The organism is Paenibacillus sp. GM1FR (assembly GCF_002803315.1).
Lineage (GTDB): Bacteria > Bacillota > Bacilli > Paenibacillales > Paenibacillaceae > Paenibacillus > Paenibacillus amylolyticus.
The window spans coordinates 26,851-50,039 of sequence record NZ_MKZL01000025.1 but is presented as its reverse complement, the minus strand read 5'-3'; the positions used below and the strand labels follow the sequence as shown (position 1 = coordinate 50,039).

Annotated in this window: 22 protein-coding genes, 1 rRNA gene and 1 other RNA gene; 2 read left to right on the top strand and 22 right to left on the bottom strand. The window is 46.7% G+C overall.

Annotated features, from left to right (window positions below):
• From PAEAM_RS18970 to rpoE, 16 genes are all read right to left on the bottom strand, one after another.
• Positions 1–387: ribosomal RNA gene (locus PAEAM_RS18970) — 16S ribosomal RNA — on the bottom strand; the annotation flags it as partial.
• A 349-nt stretch (positions 388–736) separates the two neighbouring features.
• Entirely contained in the window at positions 737–1,006 is a 270-nt protein-coding gene (locus PAEAM_RS18965) for a pro-sigmaK processing inhibitor BofA family protein (protein ID WP_036607241.1), read from the bottom strand.
• A gap of 34 nt (positions 1,007–1,040) precedes the next feature.
• Positions 1,041–1,268 carry a DUF2508 family protein gene (locus tag PAEAM_RS18960; RefSeq protein WP_051447031.1) on the bottom strand — a complete coding sequence of 76 codons (228 nt, stop codon included), beginning with the start codon at positions 1,266–1,268 and terminating at the stop codon, positions 1,041–1,043.
• Positions 1,269–1,502: 234 nt separating this feature from the next.
• Positions 1,503–2,102, bottom strand: a complete 600-nt coding sequence (recR, locus tag PAEAM_RS18955; protein WP_036607246.1) for a recombination mediator RecR — start codon at positions 2,100–2,102, stop codon at positions 1,503–1,505.
• A gap of 36 nt (positions 2,103–2,138) precedes the next feature.
• Positions 2,139–2,450: a YbaB/EbfC family nucleoid-associated protein gene (locus PAEAM_RS18950; protein ID WP_036607248.1), complete on the bottom strand. Its 312-nt coding sequence runs from the start codon at positions 2,448–2,450 to the stop codon at positions 2,139–2,141.
• Between the two features lie 41 nt (positions 2,451–2,491).
• The gene (gene dnaX, locus PAEAM_RS18945) at positions 2,492–4,237 is read right to left on the bottom strand and encodes a DNA polymerase III subunit gamma/tau (protein WP_036607251.1); all 1,746 of its coding nucleotides are present in this window, start codon (positions 4,235–4,237) and stop codon (positions 2,492–2,494) included.
• Between the two features lie 174 nt (positions 4,238–4,411).
• Positions 4,412–4,679, bottom strand: an RNA gene (ffs, locus tag PAEAM_RS18940) — signal recognition particle sRNA large type.
• Positions 4,680–4,826: 147 nt separating this feature from the next.
• Positions 4,827–5,024 carry a 50S ribosomal protein L31 gene (rpmE, locus tag PAEAM_RS18935; RefSeq protein WP_036607255.1) on the bottom strand — a complete coding sequence of 66 codons (198 nt, stop codon included), beginning with the start codon at positions 5,022–5,024 and terminating at the stop codon, positions 4,827–4,829.
• A gap of 101 nt (positions 5,025–5,125) precedes the next feature.
• Complete coding sequence (locus PAEAM_RS18930) at positions 5,126–6,400, bottom strand: radical SAM family protein (RefSeq protein ID WP_074092949.1); 1,275 nt, start codon at positions 6,398–6,400, stop codon at positions 5,126–5,128.
• Between the two features lie 96 nt (positions 6,401–6,496).
• Positions 6,497–7,822 carry a transcription termination factor Rho gene (rho, locus tag PAEAM_RS18925; protein ID WP_036607258.1) on the bottom strand — a complete coding sequence of 442 codons (1,326 nt, stop codon included), beginning with the start codon at positions 7,820–7,822 and terminating at the stop codon, positions 6,497–6,499.
• A gap of 465 nt (positions 7,823–8,287) precedes the next feature.
• Positions 8,288–9,541, bottom strand: a complete 1,254-nt coding sequence (locus tag PAEAM_RS18920) for a UDP-N-acetylglucosamine 1-carboxyvinyltransferase (RefSeq protein WP_036607261.1) — start codon at positions 9,539–9,541, stop codon at positions 8,288–8,290.
• Between the two features lie 147 nt (positions 9,542–9,688).
• Positions 9,689–10,543 carry a class II fructose-1,6-bisphosphate aldolase gene (fba, locus tag PAEAM_RS18915; protein WP_036607263.1) on the bottom strand — a complete coding sequence of 285 codons (855 nt, stop codon included), beginning with the start codon at positions 10,541–10,543 and terminating at the stop codon, positions 9,689–9,691.
• A gap of 260 nt (positions 10,544–10,803) precedes the next feature.
• Positions 10,804–11,190 (bottom strand): response regulator, encoded by a 387-nt coding sequence (locus tag PAEAM_RS18910; protein WP_017691292.1) that lies wholly within the window; start codon positions 11,188–11,190, stop codon positions 10,804–10,806.
• A 230-nt stretch (positions 11,191–11,420) separates the two neighbouring features.
• Positions 11,421–13,025, bottom strand: a complete 1,605-nt coding sequence (locus PAEAM_RS18905) for a CTP synthase (protein ID WP_100528576.1) — start codon at positions 13,023–13,025, stop codon at positions 11,421–11,423.
• An 80-nt stretch (positions 13,026–13,105) separates the two neighbouring features.
• Positions 13,106–13,384, bottom strand: a complete 279-nt coding sequence (locus PAEAM_RS31860) for a hypothetical protein (RefSeq protein ID WP_165789966.1) — start codon at positions 13,382–13,384, stop codon at positions 13,106–13,108.
• A gap of 93 nt (positions 13,385–13,477) precedes the next feature.
• On the bottom strand, positions 13,478–14,047 hold the full coding sequence (rpoE, locus tag PAEAM_RS18895; protein ID WP_047841137.1) for a DNA-directed RNA polymerase subunit delta: 570 nt from the start codon (positions 14,045–14,047) through the stop codon (positions 13,478–13,480).
• A 462-nt stretch (positions 14,048–14,509) separates the two neighbouring features.
• Between rpoE and PAEAM_RS18890 the strand changes: the two genes are divergently transcribed.
• Positions 14,510–15,664: a S8 family peptidase gene (locus PAEAM_RS18890; RefSeq protein WP_036667694.1), complete on the top strand. Its 1,155-nt coding sequence runs from the start codon at positions 14,510–14,512 to the stop codon at positions 15,662–15,664.
• 287 nt (positions 15,665–15,951) lie between these two features.
• On the opposite strand, the gene argS is transcribed toward PAEAM_RS18890, so the two are convergent.
• The 5 genes from argS to PAEAM_RS18860 all read right to left on the bottom strand — a co-directional run bounded on the left by argS (position 15,952) and on the right by PAEAM_RS18860 (position 21,476).
• Positions 15,952–17,631 carry an arginine--tRNA ligase gene (gene argS / locus PAEAM_RS18885; RefSeq protein WP_036667693.1) on the bottom strand — a complete coding sequence of 560 codons (1,680 nt, stop codon included), beginning with the start codon at positions 17,629–17,631 and terminating at the stop codon, positions 15,952–15,954.
• On the bottom strand, positions 17,628–18,053 hold the full coding sequence (locus tag PAEAM_RS18880) for a YwiB family protein (RefSeq protein ID WP_017691299.1): 426 nt from the start codon (positions 18,051–18,053) through the stop codon (positions 17,628–17,630). The genes argS and PAEAM_RS18880 overlap by 4 nt, the downstream gene beginning before the upstream one ends.
• A gap of 265 nt (positions 18,054–18,318) precedes the next feature.
• The gene (locus PAEAM_RS18870) at positions 18,319–18,585 is read right to left on the bottom strand and encodes a DUF6171 family protein (RefSeq protein WP_036667692.1); all 267 of its coding nucleotides are present in this window, start codon (positions 18,583–18,585) and stop codon (positions 18,319–18,321) included.
• 3 nt (positions 18,586–18,588) lie between these two features.
• On the bottom strand, positions 18,589–20,070 hold the full coding sequence (locus tag PAEAM_RS18865) for an alpha-N-arabinofuranosidase (protein WP_036607274.1): 1,482 nt from the start codon (positions 20,068–20,070) through the stop codon (positions 18,589–18,591).
• Between the two features lie 218 nt (positions 20,071–20,288).
• Positions 20,289–21,476, bottom strand: coding sequence for a WD40/YVTN/BNR-like repeat-containing protein (locus PAEAM_RS18860; RefSeq protein WP_100528574.1), 1,188 nt, complete (start codon positions 21,474–21,476; stop codon positions 20,289–20,291).
• 393 nt (positions 21,477–21,869) lie between these two features.
• Here PAEAM_RS18860 and PAEAM_RS32535 point away from each other — a divergent pair, with 393 nt between their 5' ends.
• Positions 21,870–22,001: a hypothetical protein gene (locus PAEAM_RS32535; protein WP_017691304.1), complete on the top strand. Its 132-nt coding sequence runs from the start codon at positions 21,870–21,872 to the stop codon at positions 21,999–22,001.
• A gap of 308 nt (positions 22,002–22,309) precedes the next feature.
• Here the strand turns inward: PAEAM_RS32535 and speB are convergent, their stop codons facing one another.
• Positions 22,310–23,179: an agmatinase gene (speB, locus tag PAEAM_RS18855; protein ID WP_036607280.1), complete on the bottom strand. Its 870-nt coding sequence runs from the start codon at positions 23,177–23,179 to the stop codon at positions 22,310–22,312.
• Between the last annotated feature and the right edge of the window lie 10 nt (positions 23,180–23,189).

Genomic DNA, 23,189 nt, shown 5'->3' with positions numbered 1-23,189 from the left:
CCATTGCGGAAGATTCCCTACTGCTGCCTCCCGTAGGAGTCTGGGCCGTGTCTCAGTCCCAGTGTGGCCGATCACCCTCTCAGGTCGGCTACGCATCGTCGCCTTGGTGAGCCATTACCTCACCAACTAGCTAATGCGCCGCAGGCCCATCCCCAAGTGACAGATTGCTCCGTCTTTCCAGTTTCCTTCAGGCGAAGAAAACAATTATTCGGTATTAGCTACCGTTTCCGGTAGTTGTCCCAAACTTGAGGGCAGGTTGCCTACGTGTTACTCACCCGTCCGCCGCTAAGCATCAAGAAAGCAAGCTTCCTATCAACTCCGCTCGACTTGCATGTATTAGGCATGCCGCCAGCGTTCGTCCTGAGCCAGGATCAAACTCTCCAATAAAGTATTGAAAAGAGCGATAAGCTCATTTTGAATCTGACGAGATTAAAAATCTCATTTGTGCTCCAGCCGATTCAAGCCAAGGCTTGTCTCAAACTTTCGCGTTCATTCTGCAAGCAGAATGTTTACTCACTCGTTGTTCAGTTTTCAAAGATCAAACTCGTTTTTTTCGTCACCATTTTCTCTCAGCGGCGACTTTTATAATATATCATACTTCGTTTGTTTTGGTCAAGTATTTTTTTGAAATTCTTTTTCGAAGTTCGTAATGAACTCCTTCATTTCATCTAAAGCATCTAACCAAGCAAGCAAAGCAACGAGATATAATGTACCATATAAATATCCTGCGAGTCAACTATCCGAACAAAGAAATTTTCAACCCTAATAATAGCCCCACACCTGGCAATCCCAAAACAGTTACAGTCCCTATCGTTGCAGGGTTCAGCGGGATGTAGGTCCCTGTAATCCAGCCGGAATAATTCACGATATATATCCCTACTGCAGCCAGCACCAGATGAATTCCAAATGACGTGAAAAACGATAACCCTATCCGCTTTCTGAATAAAATAACGATAAGCCCAAGTAATGATATAACCAATACACTTCCCAGTATGATACTCTTCATATGTTACACCTCCGTGTTTAATGTATACGTGACTCTACATACTAACCCCTCGCTGTGATGTAACATCATCATTAGCTCTGGCTCGCTTTGCTCTTCTCAAGTGGATCTGGTACTTCCGCTCAGCTGCCTCCAATACATAAATGGCATAATCAATCTCATCCTGCCCCTGTGCATCTTCAAACTGTCTCATAGCCCGTTCCCACTCCTGCTTAGCCATCTGAATATCTGCATAGATCTGATCCGCCTCAAGTTCCTTCAACATTCTGTTGTGTTTCTCTACCGAGTTCCGTGTATTTCGCCACAAAAACATAAACTCTCCCCCTCCTGATCAGCACAGCATACTCTCATACTTATCAGGGAAAGGACAAACTTAGAACTCGGGCATTCATTTTCTTCACAAAAAAAAGAGAGCCCTAAGGCTCTCTTTGCACATCGAAACTTATTTAGCATTCGAAGTCTCTAAGGAAAGTCCGCTGCGTAATACAAATTAATCACACTAACGCATCTCCCTGCGCCCTTCCAACGCTTTGGAAAGGGTCACTTCATCCGCATACTCAAGATCGCCACCTACAGGCAATCCATGCGCAATACGAGTCACACTGATCTCAAACGGACGCACCAACCGGGAGATATACATCGCTGTAGCCTCACCCTCAATGTTGGGGTTCGTTGCCAAGATGATCTCTTTTATACGTTCATCACTTAATCGAACCAGGAGTTCCTTCAAACGAATATCGTCTGGGCCAATTCCCTCCATAGGTGAAATCGCGCCCTGTAACACATGATAGTACCCATCGAATTCCTTGGTGCGCTCCATGGCCACCAGATCTTTCGAATCCTGAACTACACAGATTACAGATACATCCCTGGACTTATCCTGACAGATGCGACACGGGTCCGTATCAGTGATATTACAACATACAGAACAGTAATGCAGATTACGCTTCACACTTACGAGCGCTTTGGCAAAATCGATAACGTCATCTTCCTTCATGTTAAGCACATGAAAAGCTAAACGCGCTGCCGTCTTGGGACCCACACCCGGCAACCGGGTGAAGGCATCAATCAGCTTGGCTATTGGTTCGGGATAATACAATCGATTGTGTCTCCTTTGACAGGATCAATTTTTTAATTAAAATAATCCCGGAATATTCATGCCGCCTGTGAACTTGCCCATATCCTTGTTGGCAATCTCATCGGCTTTGGCCATAGCATCATTAACAGCTGTCATAACGAGATCCTGCAACATTTCAACATCTTCCGGATCTACCGCTTCAGGTTTGATCGTGATAGCAAGCAATTTCTTGTGTCCGTTAACTTCAGCCGTCACTACACCGCCACCAGAAGTACCTTGGACTGTTTTGTCCGCCAGTTCCTCTTGTGCTTTCAGCATTTGCTCCTGCATTTTCTTCACTTGTTTCATCATTTGGTTCATGTTGTTCATAATTGTTCATCTCCTTTGTTATGGTTATCGCGCTATGCGCATTATTCTTTGATCACTACAAGATCCTCACCAAAGAGCTGGATGGCTTCATCAATCCAAGGCTGTTTGTTGCCTGAACCGCCGTCTTCATGCTCAGGTTCAAGCTTAAAGTCCTCCTTTGGCGCTTCAGAAGCTCCCTCCATTGCTCCAGTCCAATCTTTGAGCATCATCGTCACCAATCGTGCCGAACGCCCAAGATGTTCCGACAACACCCGCTCAATGACTTCGCGGTTAGCCTGCTTCTCCGTCGTTTCACGGTGAATATTGTTTTTAAAAGCAACCAATACATTGTCTTCAAGCAATGATACCGGCTCACCATCCACAAACCAGGCGTGAACGGTAACCCGCTCTTCCTTCACTCGTTGCAGGATCTGACTCCATTTTTTGCTGATCTCTGCGAACTCAGGGGCTCCCTTGCGCGCAACATACTGATCCAACTGTGCAGGAAGCTTCGCAGGTGAATTGCCTCTCGATACCGGCGCTCTTGTTGCCGGGCGAGATGGAGCACTCGATGAACCTTCTCCACCAGACAAACCACTTTTCAGTGCACGATCCAACTTCTTCTCCAACTCAGCAAGCTGCTGCTTCAAGCGGTTGATCTCTCCCCCATCAGCAGGTGCTGCATGAGCTGAAGCTCCCACCTGAACAGAAGCCTCACCTTGAGCTGGAATACTACACAGTTTAAGCAATGCAACTTCAAATAATGTCTGTGGTTGTACTGCATATTTCATTTCACTCTGGTACCGATTAAGGGTGTCAATCATGTGGAACAGTTGTTCCTTGGTGAATGACTCCGCCATATCACGGAAAGACTCCGGATTAAGTACCCGGTCCGTCAGTTTATCTGCATCAGGTACCATCTTAATCATAAGCAAATCACGGAAATAATACAGTAAATTCTCCATGCACTTGTCTGCACTCTTTCCTTCATGCATGAAACCTTCAATCATCTGCAAAATATGACCAACATCACCTTTGAGCAGCGAAGCAGCCAGTTTGGCAAATTGCTCTGAAGCAATTCCACCCGTCATGTCCATAACCTGCTGGTACGTTACTCGTCCATCCGTAAATGAAGAGATCTGATCCAGCACACTAAGTGCATCCCTCATTCCACCGTCCGATAAACGGGCAATGTATTGGAGCGCATCCTGGTCAGCTTCCATGCCTTCCTGTTCACAGATCAGTGTAAGTCTCGCTGTCTGCTCTTCCAGGGACACCCGACGAAAATCAAATCGCTGACAGCGCGATATAATGGTAGCCGGAAGGCGGTGCGGTTCCGTTGTTGCCAAAATAAACATCACATGTGGTGGTGGCTCTTCCAATGTTTTAAGCAAAGCATTGAATGCCTCCGTTGTCAGCATGTGCACTTCATCAATAATATAGACTTTCTGCCGGACTTCGGTTGGCGCATATTTAACCTTTTCCCGAAGATCACGGATTTCTTCAACGCCCCGATTGGATGCAGCATCAATCTCTTGCACATCCATCACAGCGCCAGTCGTAATTCTGCGGCAAGCTTCACACTCGTTACAAGGTTCAGGCGCAGGCCCACGTTCGCAGTTCACAGCTTTGGCCAAAATCTTGGCGGCACTTGTCTTTCCCGTTCCTCTGGGCCCGCTAAATAAGTAGGCATGGGAAGTCCGCTGTTCACGAATCGCGTTCTGCAAGGTCTGAATAATATGCTGTTGCCCCACCATATCTTGAAACGACTGGGGACGCCAAGCCCGGTATAACGCGATATGCTCCATGATGCGTTACCTTCCTTCCACTTCGCATTCGAGTCCTCTGTCGTTCCCCTATTATACTATATTCTAGGGTGAATCCAAACTTTATCTGACTCATTCATGCGTGGTTTATTAAGACATATCAAAAAGACCTCTGCATACATACAACTGCAAAGGTCTCTACATTTAAAAGGTAAGCCGTGCACCTGCTATCGATATTTGCGATCCAAGTGGCACCCCTGAACAATAGCTCGGGCTAGGCAACCCTCCGGCACAAGAGTGATCTCACTTATGGCTGCTTCCTTCCGGACCTGACCAGGTTCATGAGTACTCATTGCGGAGGACCCAACCGTCAACACCACGTTTAGGGACCAAACCTCACATCGGCAAAACCTCTAGCAGGAATTCAACCTCGCTATAGCGGATTGCGAGTTACAGGGCACCGCTACCTCCCCATCTAGCACGGTAAGAAATAGTATAACGTAAGGTTATCCAAATTGCAACCAGAGGAACGTGAATGCGATTATGCTTAACATATAACATATAAAAACCCCTGCCAGATCAGCAGGGGTGTGTTGGATGCAATTAGCAGACAACTCCAAGAATTGTCCAATTAGATTCCGTATTTCTTTTTGAAACGATCAACACGGCCGCCAGCATCGATAAACTTCTGTTTACCTGTGAAGAACGGGTGGCACGCGGAGCAAATCTCTACACGAAGTCCGTCTTTAACCGAACCTGTCTCAAAAGTATTCCCGCAAGCGCAAGATACTTGACCAATCGTGTAATTAGGATGAATTGCTTCTTTCATTACCTTTCACCTCTTTCCGCCCTGAGCCTCAAGCGGACCCAGAGTAAATGGCACAACCCTGAGATTATAACACGACCTTGTGCCTGTTGCAATCCTTATTGTTAAGAGGTAATCAACCGTTTTGGACGTGCCATTCCAGCTGGCGGAACATGGGTGTACGATCCGATCACAACATCAGGCAACTCGTCTTCAAAAATCTCAATCATCTGCTTCATGCCCAAGATATCACCTTGAGCAGGAGGAATTAATTCCAGATAGCTCTCTGGATCAATATTGAGATTACGCATCTGAATCAAGCGTAGATCGGTTCTTCTCGCAAACTCAATCATCGCCTCAATCTCTTCTTCACGATCTGTTACACCTGGGAAGATCAGATAGTTAATGGACGTGTATACACCCTGCTGCGCTGCGTATTTCATCGACTTCTCAACATTGGCTAAGGTATAACCACGTGGTTTATAGTAGGCGTTATAATGGTCATCCAGTGCACTAATTGTACTTACGCGCATCAGATCCAATCCAGCATCTACAATACCTCTAATGTGATCATTCAGACCGGCATTGGTATTAATGTTGATATACCCCATGTCCGTTACGGAACGCACTTCGCGAATCGCTTCAATAATCAGCTTGGCCTGTGTGGAAGGCTCCCCTTCACAACCTTGTCCAAAACTAATGATGGACTCCGGCGTCTTCAAGTGTTCCAGCATAACCTCCACAATCTCATCCACACGTGGTCGGAAGTTCATACGTGTCTGCGGGGAAACAAAGCCGCTATCATCCGGTTGCTCGGAGATACACCCGAAACAGCCCGCATTGCAAGAATAGGATACCGGCACTCCACCTTCCCAACGATTCAGGAACGTGTTTGATGAAGTTAGACATTCATATCCAAGCGCACAGTTTGATAGATGGGTGTAAAGACGGTTCTCGGGGTATTGTTCCGTCAATCGTTTGACCCCGGAACGCACATCGTCACGATCACAGTTGAGTGGATTCCATTTTTCAGGACTATCCGACTTCGAAGCGGTGACATAGAAACCGCCATCTTTCCAGACTACTGCGGAATAACCGAACAAAGGCAACTTATACTCCTTATCCGTCTTCACGTATCCAGGGAGACACAAACGAGTGAATCCCTGTGGAAGCAAAGCACCTACAGCCTGTGTGTCCGTTGGCATTGGTAGCATCTCACCGGTATCCGGGTCCATACCAATGGGCCGGGTGCTCGGGAGTCCAACCAACGTTGCACCCTCTGGCAAAGGGATGAGTTCGTCTTCCATAATCTCAACGATCATATCTCCACTGCGGGCAAGCCCGTACAGGGAAGGATGATCAAATACATTACCTTTTTCATCTGCGTATACTAAATACATGATGTTCTCCTCACATCTAATGGGTTAAACCTAACGACGAGTGTATTGTAAAATTCACAGCAACGCTGTAAAAGTATGTTATTGGTTGAACGACACTTAAGTCGATGTACCTGACGTTGCTGTCTGTCTAGGTGAGCGACGGGTTGTTGTTGTACCCGAATTGCTTGTCGGGCTGTTACCAGCCGAATCAAATGCCGCCAAAAACTCTGCATTTGTCTTACTGTTACGAAGTTTTTTCAGGAATCCTTCAACAAAGTCATGGGAATCATTCATGTTTTTACGAATTGCCCAGATTGTATCCAACTCTTCCTTGCTGAGCAACACTTCTTCACGACGTGTACCCGAACGACGAATGTCGATCGCCGGGAATATGCGGCGTTCTGCCAGACGACGGTCCAGATGGAGCTCCATGTTACCTGTACCCTTAAACTCTTCATAAATGACATCATCCATACGTGAACCGGTATCAATTAATGCCGTTGCCAGGATGGTCAAGCTTCCGCCTTCTTCCACATTCCGGGCAGAACCAAAGAAACGTTTCGGACGATGGAATGCAGCTGGGTCAATACCACCACTAAGCGTACGACCGGATGGTGGAATAACCAGGTTATATGCACGGGCAAGACGTGTAATGCTATCCAGCAGGATAACGACATCCTTTTTAGCCTCAACCAGACGAAGCGCACGTTCAAGCACCAATTCCGCCACCTTGATATGATTCTCAGGCAGTTCATCAAATGTCGAAGCCACAACTTCCCCTTTTACCGAACGCGACATATCCGTTACTTCCTCTGGACGTTCATCAATCAACAGGACAAACAGTTCAATTTCAGGATTGTTAGTTGAGATGCTGTTGGCAATTTCTTTGAGGAGAAGCGTTTTACCCGCTTTGGGAGGTGCTACGATCAATCCGCGCTGTCCCAATCCTACCGGGGCGAGCACATCCATAATTCGTGTGGACAAATGGTTGGGGGATGTTTCGAGAACCAGTTTTTTCTGCGGATACAGTGGGGTTAGTGCCGGGAAGTGAAGTCGCTCTGCAGCCGCCGATGGATTCTCACCATTTACAGCGTTGACTTGCAACAAACCGAAGTATCTCTCGTTTTCCTTAGGCGTTCTACACTTACCTGATACGAGGTCACCTGTTCTTAGGTCAAACTTGCGAATCTGAGAAGCTGAGATGTAGATGTCTTCCGTACTTGGCAAGTAGTTGATAGGTCTTAAGAAACCGTAACCTTCAGGTAAAATCTCGAGTACGCCTTGCATGAACATCAGGCCGCTCTGTTCAGCTTGTGCACGTAGTATAGCAAAGATTAATTCTTTCTTTTTTAACGTACCATAGTAAGGTATCTGATATTTTTTGGCCAGTTTGTAGAGGTCCGTTAGTTTCATTTCTTCCAAATCGGAAATTTGTAGATCCATATAATAACCACCTATTCAATTAATAAGTCCGTGTGAAATGGATAGTTTCGCTAGATGTTCCGGCTATAGAGAGTGGCGTCTGCCACAATCCCTTCTGTCCATTGTACGGAATGTAACCGTTATAATGCAAATACTTGTCTTTGAGTGTAAGTTTCCGGGTGGGATGGCCAACATTCGGCAAGATCCGCTATTGAGTGAACGATGCATTGAGGCGATCAATCCGGATAGACCGGCTATGGAGCGCAGTTCAAACAAAACCGGGGGTTGGGGATGAGAAATGATGTTCTTACAGCCATATGAAGTTTATTTCAAAAAAAGACCCTCCGGTAAAGGAAACAGAAACATTTCGTCTTATGCCGGAGAGACTGAGAACTCTATTAAAACAGGTTTACCTAATCATCAAAAAGATATGCAGTTCAGTTAAAATAAACATGTGTAGGACTGAATCATGCATAATGCTTCCTATTAATCAGTTTCCCGCCATACATCTGCACCGAGCAGGCGCAGATTAGTCACCAGATGATCATAACCGCGGTCGATATATTCGACCCCCGTTACTTCAGTCACACCTTCACTGACGGTGAGACCTGCAATCACCAGCGCTGCTCCAGCGCGAAGATCGGATGCTTTTACTTTGGCCGCGTTTAATGCACTGCCTTCAATAATTGCTGACCGTCCTTCTACTCGAATCTTTGCGCCCATCCGCACCAACTCAGGCACATGCTTGAATCGATTACTGTATACAAAGTCGCTCAGGACGCTCACACCAGTTGCCTGTGTCAAAACACTGGTCATGGGTGACTGTAGATCCGTTGGGAAACCAGGATATACAAGTGCCTTCACGTCCACATGGTTATAGCTTGGTTTACCAATGACACGTATACTTTCATCCAATTCCTCAATGCCAACACCCATTTCTAGCAGCTTTGCCGTTAAAGCTTCCAGATGTTTGGGAATCACATTGTCAATCAGAACATCTCCGCGCGTTGCCGCTGCAGCGATCATATACGTACCTGCTTGGATACGGTCCGGAATGATGGAATGACGGCAGCCTTTAAGCTCCGAGACCCCTTCAATACGGATCGTTTCGGTACCTGCACCCTTGATGCTGGCACCCATGGAATTCAGAAGTGTTGCTACATCTATAATCTCAGGCTCTTTAGCCGCGTTTTCGATAATTGTAGAGCCTTTGGCACGAGTAGCCGCCAGCATGATATTAATGGTTGCGCCGACACTGCTTACATCAAGATAGATTTTTGCTCCCCGCAGCTCTTTGGCATGCAAATGGATGGAGCCATGTTCGTTTGTTACGGTTGCGCCAAGCGCTTCAAACCCTTTGATATGTTGATCAATTGGACGAGGCTCAAAATTACAGCCCCCTGGTAAACCTATGGTCGCTTCTTTGAAACGTCCTAGCAATGCACCCATCATATAATACGAAGCACGAAGCTTCTTCACGGGACCATTCGGCATAGGAATGGATTTAATGTCAGAAGGGTCAATCTTCATCTGACTGCCTTCCCAAGTCACATGTGCTCCGAGTTCCTCCAAAATTTCTGCATAAACCGCCACGTCACTCAAAAGCGGCAGGTTGTCCAACACGACTTCTGACTCGGCAAGCAATGCTGCAGGAATAAGCGCAATGGCGCTGTTCTTGGCGCCGCTTATAGTTACAGTTCCCTGTAACGGACGTCCGCCACTAATCATCAATTTTTCCATAAAGCTTAATGTCCCCCTACGTGTTTTGCAGCCGATGAACGGCAATACGTGCTGTTGGCTTCCGATGTAGAAATAAGGTGTGAAAATGGAAAGACACCGGCTAGGCGGTGTTTTTCCATTTCACAGTATGGAACTGGTAAAGATAAATTACGCTTTGTTGTTAGAACCAAACTCGCGGATTTTACCTTTAACGGTTTCTTTAATTGCTTCACGGCCTGGTACGATGAATGTACGTGGATCGTAAGCGTCTGGTTTAGCTGCAAGCACTTCACGAACCACTCTTGCAAAAGCAATTTGGTTCTCTGTGTTTACGTTGATTTTGGACGTACCCAGGGAAATGGCTTTGTCGATGTCGTGTTTAGGAATACCTGTACCACCGTGCAATACGAGTGGAACTTGTACCGCGTCACGAACTTCTTCCATTTCTTTGAAGCCCAGGTTAGGCTCGCCATGGTAAGGACCGTGTACGGAACCAAGAGCTGGTGCCAATGTATCGATACCTGTTTCTTTAACGATACGGATACACTCGTTCAGGTCAGCGTACATGATACCGCCAATAACGTCGTCTTCTTGTCCGCCTACAGTACCTACTTCAGCTTCTACAGAAACGCCTTTAGCGTGTGCATATTCAACAACTTTTTTAGTCATTTCGATGTTCTCATCGATAGAGTGGTGGGAACCGTCGATCATTACGGATGTGAATCCAGCGTCGATCGCTTCTTTACACTTGTCGAAGCTTGAACCGTGGTCCAGGTGAATTGCAACTGGAACAGTGATTTTCATGTCGTGAATGAGTCCTTCTACCATTTTAACTACAGTGTAGAAGCCACCAATGTGACGTGCTGCGCCTTCGGATACACCCAAGATTACTGGGGATTTCTCTTCTTCAGCAGCACCAAGAATCGCTTGAGTCCACTCAAGGTTATTGATGTTGTATTGACCAACTGCATATTTTCCTTCAAGTGCTTTGTTCAACATGTCTGTCATAGATACTAATGGCATGGTTTCAATCCTCCTAGGGGTTTGGGTTGTGTCTATGGTTTTTAGCCGAAATCACATACGGGCTTATTATACCACATCCCATGTCAAATACTAAACAAGCATTTGCAAAAATGCTGTGCTTTGCAGCACAGTTTTCATAGACACCGCTTTATAACTTCCCCATTTCCAATATTCCCCGGATGAAGGAGTGAAATACCTCATTTTCCCACCAAGTACCTTCTATGTTCTCCACACGCAAAAAAATCCTGTATCAACAGGATTCAGCTGCATTTATTGGCGGTACCGTTGCGAAGTTGCATATTCACAGCCACTCGCATCTCGTCGATATCAAACGGTTTCGTAAAGTGCATGAGCGCTCCGAGATCCGTGGCTTCCTTAATCATGTCCAGTTCACCATAAGCGGTCATCATGATCACCTTGATACCCGGATCAATTTCTTTAATATGCTTCAGGATTTCCAGACCGTCCATCCCAGGAATCTTCATATCGAGCAATACCAGGTCAGGCTTGTCATTATTCACAATCTCCAGAGCAACCTTGCCGTTGGGTGCTTGAAACGTGTTATACCCCTCACTGCTGAACACTTCCATTAACAGGATTCGAATACCATTCTGGTCATCAACAATCAAAACTTTTTTATCTTCCACTCTGTAACCTCCTAGAATTAGGAAAGAATGCACACCTTCGAATCTGGATAACTATCCCATAGTCGTCATGATAAGTATTCTACCTCTTCCATTAAAATCCTGCTACCTTCACAAAATGACAAAAAGCATTTCCACCCACTTTTTACGAAAAAAAAAAGGATGTTCCGGCATCCGCTATGGTTGCCAGGAACATCCCCAATATCTATTACGTTAAACAATAAAACCATGTATTACTTCTGCGCATTCTCCAGAGAAGCTTTTACAAAATCACGGAACAATGGTTGCGGACGGTTCGGACGGGAAGTGAATTCCGGATGGAATTGTACCGCCAGGAACCATGGGTGTCCTGGAAGTTCCACGATCTCAACCAGACGTCCATCCGGGGATGTACCCGAGATAACCAGTCCTGCTTTTTCGATCGTTTCACGGTATTCATTGTTAAACTCATACCGGTGACGGTGTCTCTCATACACCAGCTCGTCATCATAACAAGCCATCGCCAAAGAACCTTCCTGAAGCTTACAAGGATACAGACCCAGACGCATCGTGCCACCCAGATTCTCGATATCTTTTTGCTCAGGCAACAGGTCAATCACAGGGAATTCCGTAGCCGGATTAATTTCGGAACTGTTCGCACCATTCAAGCCAACGATGGAACGTGCATACTCAATAACGGAAACCTGCATACCCAGGCAAATACCGAAGAACGGAATTTGTTTCTCACGAGCATAACGGATTGCCGATACTTTACCTTCAATACCACGATCTCCGAATCCACCAGGAACAAGGATACCCCCAATACCATGTAACAAGTCGCCTACATTCTCATCCGTAATATCTTCAGAAGGAACCCAGCGAATTTTCACATCAGCATTGGATGCAAATCCTGCATGAGACAACGACTCAACAACACTCAGGTATGCATCATGCAACGCTACATATTTACCAACAATAGCGATCTCAACTGTATGCTCCAACTTGTTGATCCGGTCAACCAGCCCTTCCCACTCGCTCATATCCGGTGCAGGAGTAGTCAGTTTCAGGTGATTTACCACGATCTCATCCAAGCCTTCTTCACGCAGGTTCAAAGGTACTTGATACAACGTGTCTGCATCACGACATTCAACCACGGCATTCTCATCAATGTCGCAGAAGAGAGCGATCTTGGCTTTCATGTCTTTAGACAATTCATACTCCGTACGGCATACAATCACATTCGGTTGAATACCGATGCTGCGTAATTCCTTAACACTATGTTGCGTTGGTTTTGTTTTCACTTCACCAGCTGCTTTGATATAAGGAATAAGTGTTACGTGGATGTACATCACATTGTCGCGACCTACATCACTCTTGATCTGACGGATAGCTTCCAGGAAAGGCAAACTCTCAATGTCGCCCACTGTTCCACCAATTTCCGTAATAACCACATCCGAACCCGCTTCACGTCCAGCGCGGAATACACGCTCTTTGATCTCGTTCGTAATGTGTGGAATAACTTGTACCGTTCCGCCCAGATATTCCCCGCGCCGCTCTTTGCTGATGACGGAAGAGTATACTTTACCAGTCGTGACGTTGCTGTTTTTGGAGAGATTAATATCAATAAAACGTTCATAGTGGCCAAGGTCCAGATCCGTTTCCGCGCCATCATCCGTTACAAAAACCTCGCCGTGCTGATAAGGACTCATTGTTCCCGGGTCGATGTTAATATATGGATCAAATTTCTGGATCGTTACCTTAAGCCCTCTGTTTTTCAGCAATCTGCCCAGAGAAGCAGCCGTAATCCCTTTGCCCAGGGAGGACACAACTCCGCCCGTCACGAAAATATACTTTGTCACTGTTATTACCCTCCTAATATAAGTACAGAAATTCAGGCGATATATGGTGTTATCGTAACCTGTTTCCCAGGTAATCATCGTTAAAAAGAGCAATGGCAGAAATTCCCTGCATCTGCGAACTGCTCTTTCTGCGAAGACGGTTTAAATACACGTTGTTCTACAGCAAAAAATGGTGCAAATATTCCGATGGCCTTCATTCCATTTGGTGTTTTTGATATACAAAAACGGGCCACGAAATGTTGGCCGGGAGCATACGGAAAAAAATCATTTTGCAAAATTATGCCTCTAAAAATACAAAAAAAAGTACTCCCGCAGGACGGGGCACCTTCTATAAAAAACATAAATATATTGTCGCTCATTCATAAGCCCATGCAATAGTTTACCCGTTACCCCGTCTGCTGTCAAGGCTGACTATTCCGGGGAAACGGGTAAATTATAGACGTCAAAAATGACTACCGATTATCAGAATCGTCGTCAAATTCATCCTCGTTTTCGGACTCTTCTTCGTCTTCTTCGAGGTCTTCATCTTCCAGATCGTCATCTTCAACCAGCACTTCTTCTTCGCTGTCTTCTTCGTCAAAGATGTCGTCTTCTTCTTCCTCTTCTTCGTCTTCTTCTTCGTCTTTATCCGTGCTGTCGAAGCCTTCATCGCTGCTATAGCTGTCTTCTTCTTCACCGAAGTCTTCATCTTCCAGATCATCGTCTTCATCGTTGATGATACGCGGACGCTTCGCACCCGTCATGGAATCTTCTGTTCCAGCTACCGGATACCAGCGCTTTAAGCCCCACAGACTTGTACCGACGCAAGCAAAACGGCCATCGATATTAATCTCGGTATATAGCTGGGCGATAAACTCGTTGATTTCTTCATCAGTCATTCCGCGCTGCTTCGCTACCTCATTCATTAAGTCACGATAGTAATACGGCGTATTAGCCGCTTTCAGCACCATAAAGGCAAGGTCCACCAAAGGGATCTCTTTTACCTTTTCTTTATCAATTTTCAAATTGAGCGAGGTACTCACTGCAGACACTTCCTCTCACACAAAATTCACTTTTTAACCCCTACGAACTGGACTGTTACGTATAACATATCCATTAACAAACCTAAGTAAAACCTATTTAGCGTTAAAAAGCAAGTTTTTATGTACGGATGTGACGCAAATGCGGAGAGCAGCAACAATATGTCCACATATTAAACGTGAAGTGACATCAAACCCACAGGAATATCCTCTTTTGCCAAAGAGACAACTCCATAATAAAAAAGACGGAGTCCCCTCCGCCTTCTGACTGTATACCCTTGGAGGATTACTCCTCACCAGGTTCCCCGCAAGAGCCCTCTAGCTCTCCATCCATCATATGTCCCTGCGCCCGTTTTGACACGAAGAGAATGTGTTTTTGTAAAAAAAGGGCAAGTTCCCCATGCGGCGGGATGAGCGCATTCATAGAATACCTCAGCATGTTCATCCCGAAGGGGGCTGCCCATTATGGACTATACTGGTTTATTGCATCAATTGATTGACGGAATGCGACGCCCTGAACCAGAACAGGGAGGGCGATATTTGATCCGATTTGCCAAACCGCAGCAGTACGAGGCCTGTCTCGTAGAATTGTCCCGAATGCGGAATGAATTCACCGACCTTGGGGCTGTCCGTTCCTCGCGACTAGCTCGTTCCATTATCGCTCCAGTCCAACGCCCGGAGGACCTATACCGCTATGGGGATGAAATTACGATTGAAGAAGACGTTCCCATCTCCCTTCATGCCAACGCACTCCACAGCAAACCAAGCAATGCTCAAGGCATACCCTGGGGAGTGAAGCAGATTCGGGCGCCCAAAGTATGGTCTGTGTCTACCGGACACCGGATTAAAATCGGTGTGATTGATACAGGTGCTGATTATCATCATCCTGATCTTCGTTATTCACTGGCACGTGGAATCAATCTGTTAAACCGCAGCCTGCTTCCTCATGATGATAACGGACATGGCACCCACATTGCAGGGACCATCGCCGCAGCCAACAGTACCGCAGGCATGATTGGTGTAGCTCCACGCTCCCTGATCTATCCGGTGAAAGCATTTGACCACAACGGATCGGCTTATGTATCCGACATTGTACTTGGCATCGACTGGTGTGTACGCAACAAGGTCGATATCATCAATATGAGCTTTGGCATGAAAACACGTAGCAAGGCGCTTCTTGACGTTGTCAACCGTGCGTACCATGCCGGAATCGTTATTGTTGCTTCGTCAGGAAATGACGGCAAACGCCGCAGTATTGATTACCCTGCACGGTATCCCCAGACCATATCTGTTGGGGCAACCGACAAAAACAGACGTATTGCGTCCTTCAGCAATCGTGGCGCATATGTGGATGTCTATGCACCCGGTGATAAAATTGTCTCCTCCTGGGTACAAGGAAAGCACCACGAGATGAGCGGCACATCCATGGCGACGTCCCATGTGAGTGGCGCTATCGCCTTGCTACTCTCCAAACATCCGGGGTTATCCCCTAGTGAAATCAAGACACTCGTCAAACGTGCTACGATCCCTTTGCGCGCCCGCAAGACTACCACCGCAAAGAGCAAGGTGCGCGGTGGTGAGATTGATGCCCTGAAGCTAATGCAGGAGGGCGGGGAGTGAGCCAGCTCTGTCAGCCGTCAGCAGAACTTGATTGAGGCTCGTGGCGAAACGCAGTAGCCCGGCCCAGGTAGTACGCACGAGGGAGTATTACGTAGCGGCTGAAACTCTAGGTTACGCCCACTGTGATGTCAGAGCAGGCTAGTGTGCCTTGGATGGGTCAGGCATTTCGTTTTCTTCAACTCCGGGTACACAATAAAAAAAGTCTCCATGTACCACGTTGAAGTTGCAACGTGGACTTGGAGACTTTTTTGTTAGGCAGAGCGGCGGATGTGCCGCTAGCCTGGAATTTACATTTTGTCAGGAGCGGTTACGCCTACCAGACGAAGCGCTGTTGCGATAACGGTACGTACAGCACCGATCAGTGCCAGACGTGCTTGAGTTTGCTGCGTGTCTTCCGTAATGACACGTTCTGCACGATAGTAGCTGTGGAACAGGGATGCCAGCTCGTATACATAACGGATGATACGATGAGGCGCATATCCTGTTGCTGCTGCCGAGATTTCCTCAGGCAACTCTCCCATTTTGCGGAGAAGGTCATACTCGTGCTCTGTTGTCAGCTTGGACAGGTCAATCTGTGCCAGTGGCAACAGTTCAATACCTTGTTCTTCAGCCTGACGGTATACGCTGCATACACGGGCATGCGCGTATTGTACGTAGAATACCGGATTCTCATTGGATGTCGAAATCGCAAGGTCCATATCAAAGTCCAGATGGGAGTCCATGCTGCGCATTGTGAAGAAGTAACGGATGGCATCAATGCCGACTTCATCCATCAGATCTTCCATCGTTACAGCTTTACCTGTACGCTTGGACATCTTCACTTTTTCACCGTTCTGGAACAAGCTCACCATCTGTGCAATCAAGACCACCAGTTTCTCAGGGTCATTACCCAGTGCTTGCATCGCGGCTTTCATCCGTGGAATATATCCATGGTGATCGGCACCCCAGATGTTGATCATCGTGTCGTATCCACGAGCATATTTGTCGCGGTGATAAGCAATATCTGGCGTCAGGTAAGTATACGTGCCATCGTTCTTGATCAATACACGTTCTTTGTCGTCACCGTACTGCATCGTTTTCAACCAAGTTGCTCCATCTTGCTCATAGATCTCATTACGGTCACGCAATTCATCAAGCACTCGCAGCACTTCTCCGTTATCGTACAGGGAAGTTTCGCTGAACCAGATGTCAAAGTTAACACGGAAGCGATTCAAGTCACGTTTGATCTTGTCCAGTTCCTTCTCCAGACCAAAGTCACGGAAATAAGCCGCACGGTCACCCGGATGCATGGACAGCAATTCGTCACCCTTTTCAGCAACAAGCTGCTTGGCGAATCCTTTAATATCTTCACCGTGATAACCGTCTTCAGGCATCTCAGCATCCTGACCCAGCTCTTGCAGATAACGAGCTTCAATGGAACGAGCCAGATTAAACACCTGATTACCTGCATCATTAATGTAGTATTCACGGGTTACATCATATCCTGCGTAGTCAAGGATGTTACATAGTGCATCACCTACAGCTGCTCCACGGGCATGACCCAGATGCAGGCTGCCTGTCGGGTTGGCACTGACAAACTCCATCTCGACTTTGCGTCCTTCTCCGATGTTAATTCTTCCGTAATCTTTACCCTGCTCCTGCACAAGCGCAAGTACTGGATAAAGGTAACTCTTGTCCAATTTGAAGTTAATGAATCCTGGGCCCGCAATCTCAGCCTTCTCGATTCCGGCTTCAGCCAGATTCAGATTGGCAATGATCTCTTCAGCAATCTGACGCGGATTGCGCTTGGCAATCTTGGTCAGCTGCATGGCAGCATTGGTCGCCAAGTCCCCGTGTGTCTTCTCACGTGGCACTTCCAATGTGATGGCTGGCAATTCATCCTGCGTAACAATTCCGGCCGTCACAATGGCGTTGCCGATGGCCGTACTTACCCGTTCGTTAATCGTATCTAGTGGATTACGTGTCATGAAATTGGTTCCTCCTGTATATGCAAACTAATCGCGAAATGTCCAGATTCTTCATCAAAGCGGTAAAAGTCGTAGCTCCACGCTGCGCGTGCGCTCAATCCCTGAATGGAAAGTTCCAGCTTCTGTGTATGCGTGGACAGGGCAAACGACATGTATGGTGATCGGTAGAAACCAGGAAGCTTCCGATTCAACTCAAAAGTCTGCTCCGATTCCACCTCACCATGACGTATAATCTTGATGGATTGTCCGCCCAGCTTCAATGTTGTACGGGTTGTACCTCCCTCAGGTCCAACCTGCGGTTCTTCATAACGAACATAAAGAACAGACCCTTTTAACACGGCTTCACCCTGCATTTCCTGCAGCACATCTTCACCTTCATAACGGCTGTGCAGCCGGATGTGTACCGGTCGCATGTTCGACATGAATGTTAACCTCCATTATATTCGAGGCGACGCAAAATCAGGCACGGCTGGTGAGAACAGCCCTTCCCGTATTGTTGTGTCGCTATACGCGCTCATATTCCCGGATAGCTCGCTATCCTACACTCTACTGTATAACTATATCCAGTTCCCTCGCTCAATTCAAATCCAAATTCAGAGTTTTTTCCTCATCAAGCCAAAAAAGAAGAGCCGCACCGGTAAAGTGCAACTCCCTTTTGCTTCATTATAATAAGATTCGTTCCTCCGATCAGGCCCATTGGGATTCATAAGGAAAAGGACATGTCGACTCACTCAGCTTCGCTCGCACCTGTACGAGACAACCACAATGCCGACAAGTTGTGCCATATTGCAATCCCGGACAAGCAGAGCAGATGGATAGCCGACGTTCATATTCCTCATCCTGTACCGTCGGACGCGAACGTGAGGCAATCTCCACAAGTCTGGCCATTTTGGCATCGCTAATCTTCACATCGTACTGATCATTACAGCCTTTGCAAGGTTCCTGTCTTTTCATGCATTAACCCTCGACAGCGAGCACCCCAACCGATGCTGGTGGAAGGACAAAACGCAGTGTGTTATTCTCCAGTGTGATTCCATCCCACGCCACAGGCTGAACATGATTCGGCTGTTCAAAGGTATTAAATGCTCCAAAATCAGTATGGTGCAGAATCTGCCCGTTTACTTTAGCCGCTTGAGCTGCGTCCAGCTGACACACAACTTCCAACTCATCCGTGTGACTCAGATTACAAGCTGTCACATGAATGACCCCATCCTTGTTGCGGGAAGCTGATAAGCTGAGCTGCGGAATGGTCTCTTCTCCGAATGTGTATCCTGGGCTTTCATAATTCAAATCCAGTCGCTGTGCATCCATATGGACCTGATACATATCAAATACATGGTACGTAGGGGTCAGGAGCATTTTGTCCCCTTCCGTGAGCACAAGCGATTGAAGCACATTGACGATCTGCGCAAGATTTGCCATGTGTACCCGTTTATTATGTTGGTTGAAAATATTCAGGTTAACACCTGCAAGCACAGCGTCCCGCATCGTATTCTGTTGATACAGGAACCCTGGATTAGTTCCCGGCTCAACGTTATACCACGTGCCCCATTCATCCACAATAATGCCGACTCTGCCCTCTGGATCATATTTGTCCATAATCTCGGAGTGCTTCACCAGTAATTCATCCATATGGAGCGTCTTTTTCAAGGTAGTGAACCATTCAGCCTCACCAAATCCTGTAGCTGCGCCTTTATCATTCCACTCTCCTGTAGGGATGGTGTAATAATGAAGACTGATTCCATCCATAAAGCGAGCAGCCTCCCGCATCAGGACTTCCATCCATTCATAGTTACCTTCGTTCGGTCCGCAAGCGATTTTATAAATCTCGTTCCCGGAATAGTTACGTACGTATGTAGCATACCGGCGATATTCATCCGCATAATATTCAGGACGCATATTGCCGCCGCATCCCCAGTTCTCATTTCCCACGCCAAAATACTTCATTTTCCACGGTTCTTCCCTACCGTTACTCTTACGCCAGTTCGCCATCGGCGATTCGCCATCAAACGTGATGTACTCCACCCATTCCTGCATCTCCTGCACTGTACCGCTACCCAGATTGCCACTGATGTATGGCTCCGTGCCGAGTAGCTCACATAATCTCAAGAATTCATGTGTACCAAAGTGATTGTTCTCTTCCACACCGCCCCAGTGTGTATTGATCATACGAGCACGCTCACTCTTCGGACCTACACCATCTTTCCAGTGATATTCATCGGCAAAACAACCGCCTGGCCAGCGAAGTACTGGAATATTAAGCTTCTGCAAGGCCGTCAATACATCATTTCGAATCCCATCCGTATTCGGAATAGGTGAATCTTCTCCTACCCACAGCCCCTCATAAATACAACGTCCCAAGTGTTCGGAAAAGTGACCATATATATTGCGATTTATTAATCCTTGATCTGAATCGGCCTTTAAAATAACATCAACCATGATTTCAACCTCCATAAATTATATTGTTATCGCTTACAATAACTCGTTTCAGAGTAGGTTTCAACCGTTTTTATTTCTACACAAACAAGCCTCTTCCTGTGTAATTGATTAGGAAGAGGCTTGTTTGTTATAGAAATTCATACAGAGACTTACCAAATTGATTTTTATACATTTCTAATTTGGATTTGCCCGTTTATTATTTCAGAATAACAGGCTACTTAATCCTGCTCTGAAGGCAACAACATTTTTTGTGTCCACGTCGTTCCACCATCTATAGTCTGATAGATCGCAGGAGAGTTATCACTTGTGACTACGAGCCAACCCGTCTTGGCCGATGAGAACGAGATACGGGAACTGTATCCCGGATCTTTCAGGTCAATATTTTTCCACGTGGAACCTGTATCATAAGAACGTCCAATACCCACTTTGCCAGCTGCGGGTGAACCTGCAGACAGATACGCCGTCTGATTACCAATCAACGCCATGTTGCCGGGATGACCACCCGGGTTGGCTGGTCCGTTTCCTTTGCCCGTACTGTTTGTACCCGGTGCAGGACCTCCCCCTGCTGTGGATTGCGCAAATACTTGGGTCCAGTTCTTGCCTTGATTACCGCTCGCATAGAGGGAGTACGATTGTTGGGACATGCCTGCATCACCATACAAAAGGACCCATACTTGCTGGCCATGTGCATACAGATCCCCTCCGCTCCATGTGTCTGAGACAACTCGAAGAGAGGTTGTCCAGTTCTTGCCGCCATCACTCGTTTGCTTCAGATGATATCCCGATCCAGGTACAACCACGACGGCATACCCTTGTTTCTCTGTTGCAAAGGCAGCTGCACGCGTGTTGGCAGGTGTATTCATTTTAATCCAGGTTACCCCGCCATCCTTCGTCTGATATGCACCATTATAGGTGTAACCATAACCTACATCTTTATTGCGAAAATCAATTCGTTTGAATTGAAGGCCCGGCGTATCGAGCCGCGTCCAGTGCGATCCCCCATCATGGGTACGGATCAGATAGGTTGCAGGTGAATCCTTCACTCGCGCCAGCGCATATCCGTTCACATTATTCGGAAAATCAAGCTGAGTGAATTGCCACTGCCCGGTATATATGGACTGCCACGTACATCCTGCATTCGAAGTACCGATCAGGAAGCCTTCACCCCCAGCTCGTCCAGTCATATCATTAAGAAAATCAATGTCAGTAAATTGCAGGTGTTGCTCTTCCACACCGCTGCCCTTTTTTAATGTAGCAGATAGTCCATGATCTCCCTTTCCACATGCCTGTGAGGATGCAGCGTTAGCACCTGATAGCGTATGTACCGGACCCATCCCCCAAGCCAGCGTTAACGATAATGCGAGTGCACTAATCCGTTTCCATGTCATTGTACTCTTGGTTGTCATCGTAACACCTCCTTCTATGGTTTTACCCAAATATGATGGTTCTAACGTAACAATCTGATTAACCCTGATGACAATTTCGCAAGAAAAAAACCACCTTTACCCATGATTGGATCATGTAGGCAAGGGTGGTTCATCACCAAACATTGTGTACTCTAAATTAAATGGGATACGTCACCACAGCAAGGATAACAAAACTGATACTTAATAAAAGGCATAAATATTAAGATGGAGTCATGCCAAGGCAGGAAATCTGCATGTGCGAGCTATACTAAATACATGAAATAAATGGTAGAGGCAAGGGAACATACGTGCTATAATTAATGTTATGGACTTTTGAATATCGGTGGATGTTTTCCAGACCACGGCGCAGCTTCCCGAAAGGGGGTGACGTCGTTGGTCAAACTTGTGGCGTTGCTTGATGTAATTCGATGGATTGCTGCGATCCTCAGTATTGTACTGAGTGGGCGAAAGCTTTACCGTTGGTTACGCAAAAAGTTTCGTAGCAAGCGAAAACCCACCTCATAAGGTCGGAAGCCTGACGGTGGGTTTTGCTTGAATAGCATTATTTAGTTCATGCGCGCCGTGGCAATCCACAGCCTTTCGGGTCCTAAGAGTCTTTACCGTTGGCAGCGGTAAAGGCTCTTTTTAGTATATGACCGAACCCGATCACCATATACTTCACGAATGTAATATATCAATTAATATACTACTGAATACTTATGTAGTCAGTATAGCACAGCTCTGTACAAAAGTTAACAATACAAAACGCCCTCCCCTGCGCAAAGTTGAACCCGCGCAGACAGAGAGCGTTATACTTATCGATTATTCTGTGATTATTTCACGAATCCAAGCAGCATTTCACGAATCAGCTTCGCAGCTACAATCTGTGTCTGTTGTGTTGGATCATAGATTGGTGCAACTTCAACCAAGTCACAACCAACTACATTTACATCAGATCCTGCGATCATATGAATGGCTTCCAGCAGTTCCTTGGACGTAATGCCGCCCGCTTCTGCTGTACCTGTTCCTGGCGCTGCTGACGGATCAAGCACATCGATGTCGATGGTCACATACACCGGACGGTTGCCCATCTTCGGAAGAGCTTCCTTCATCGGAGCTGCCACTTCAAATGGATAGAAGTTGATGTTCTCGCGACCGTACTGGAACTCCTCACGGGAACCGGAACGGATACCGAACTGATAGATGTTTTTGCCACCCATCAACTCAGCTGCTTTACGTACTGGCGTGGAGTGGGACAATGGCTCGCCTTCATAGTTTTCACGAAGGTCTGCGTGTGCATCAATATGAATCAGAATAAGATCCGGGTATTTCTTGTACATCTGTTGGATGACTGGCCAAGTAACCAGATGTTCGCCACCGAGACCAACTGGGAATTTGTCGTCAGCGAGCAGACTGCCGATGTATTCATGAATTACCTCAAGGCTGCGTCCCGCGTTACCGAAAGGCAAGAGCAGGTCTCCAGCGTCAAAGTATGTCATGTCTACAATGCTTTTGTCGAGATATGGGCTGTACTCTTCAAGTCCAACCGATGCCTGACGGATATGAGATGGGCCGAAACGGGAACCCGGGCGGAAGCTGACGGTGTAATCCATCGGCATGCCATAGATAACTGCTTTGGAGTTCTCATAATCCTCAGAGCTGCAAATAAATACGTTTCCTGAATAAGCTTGATCCAGTTTCATTAATGATTTC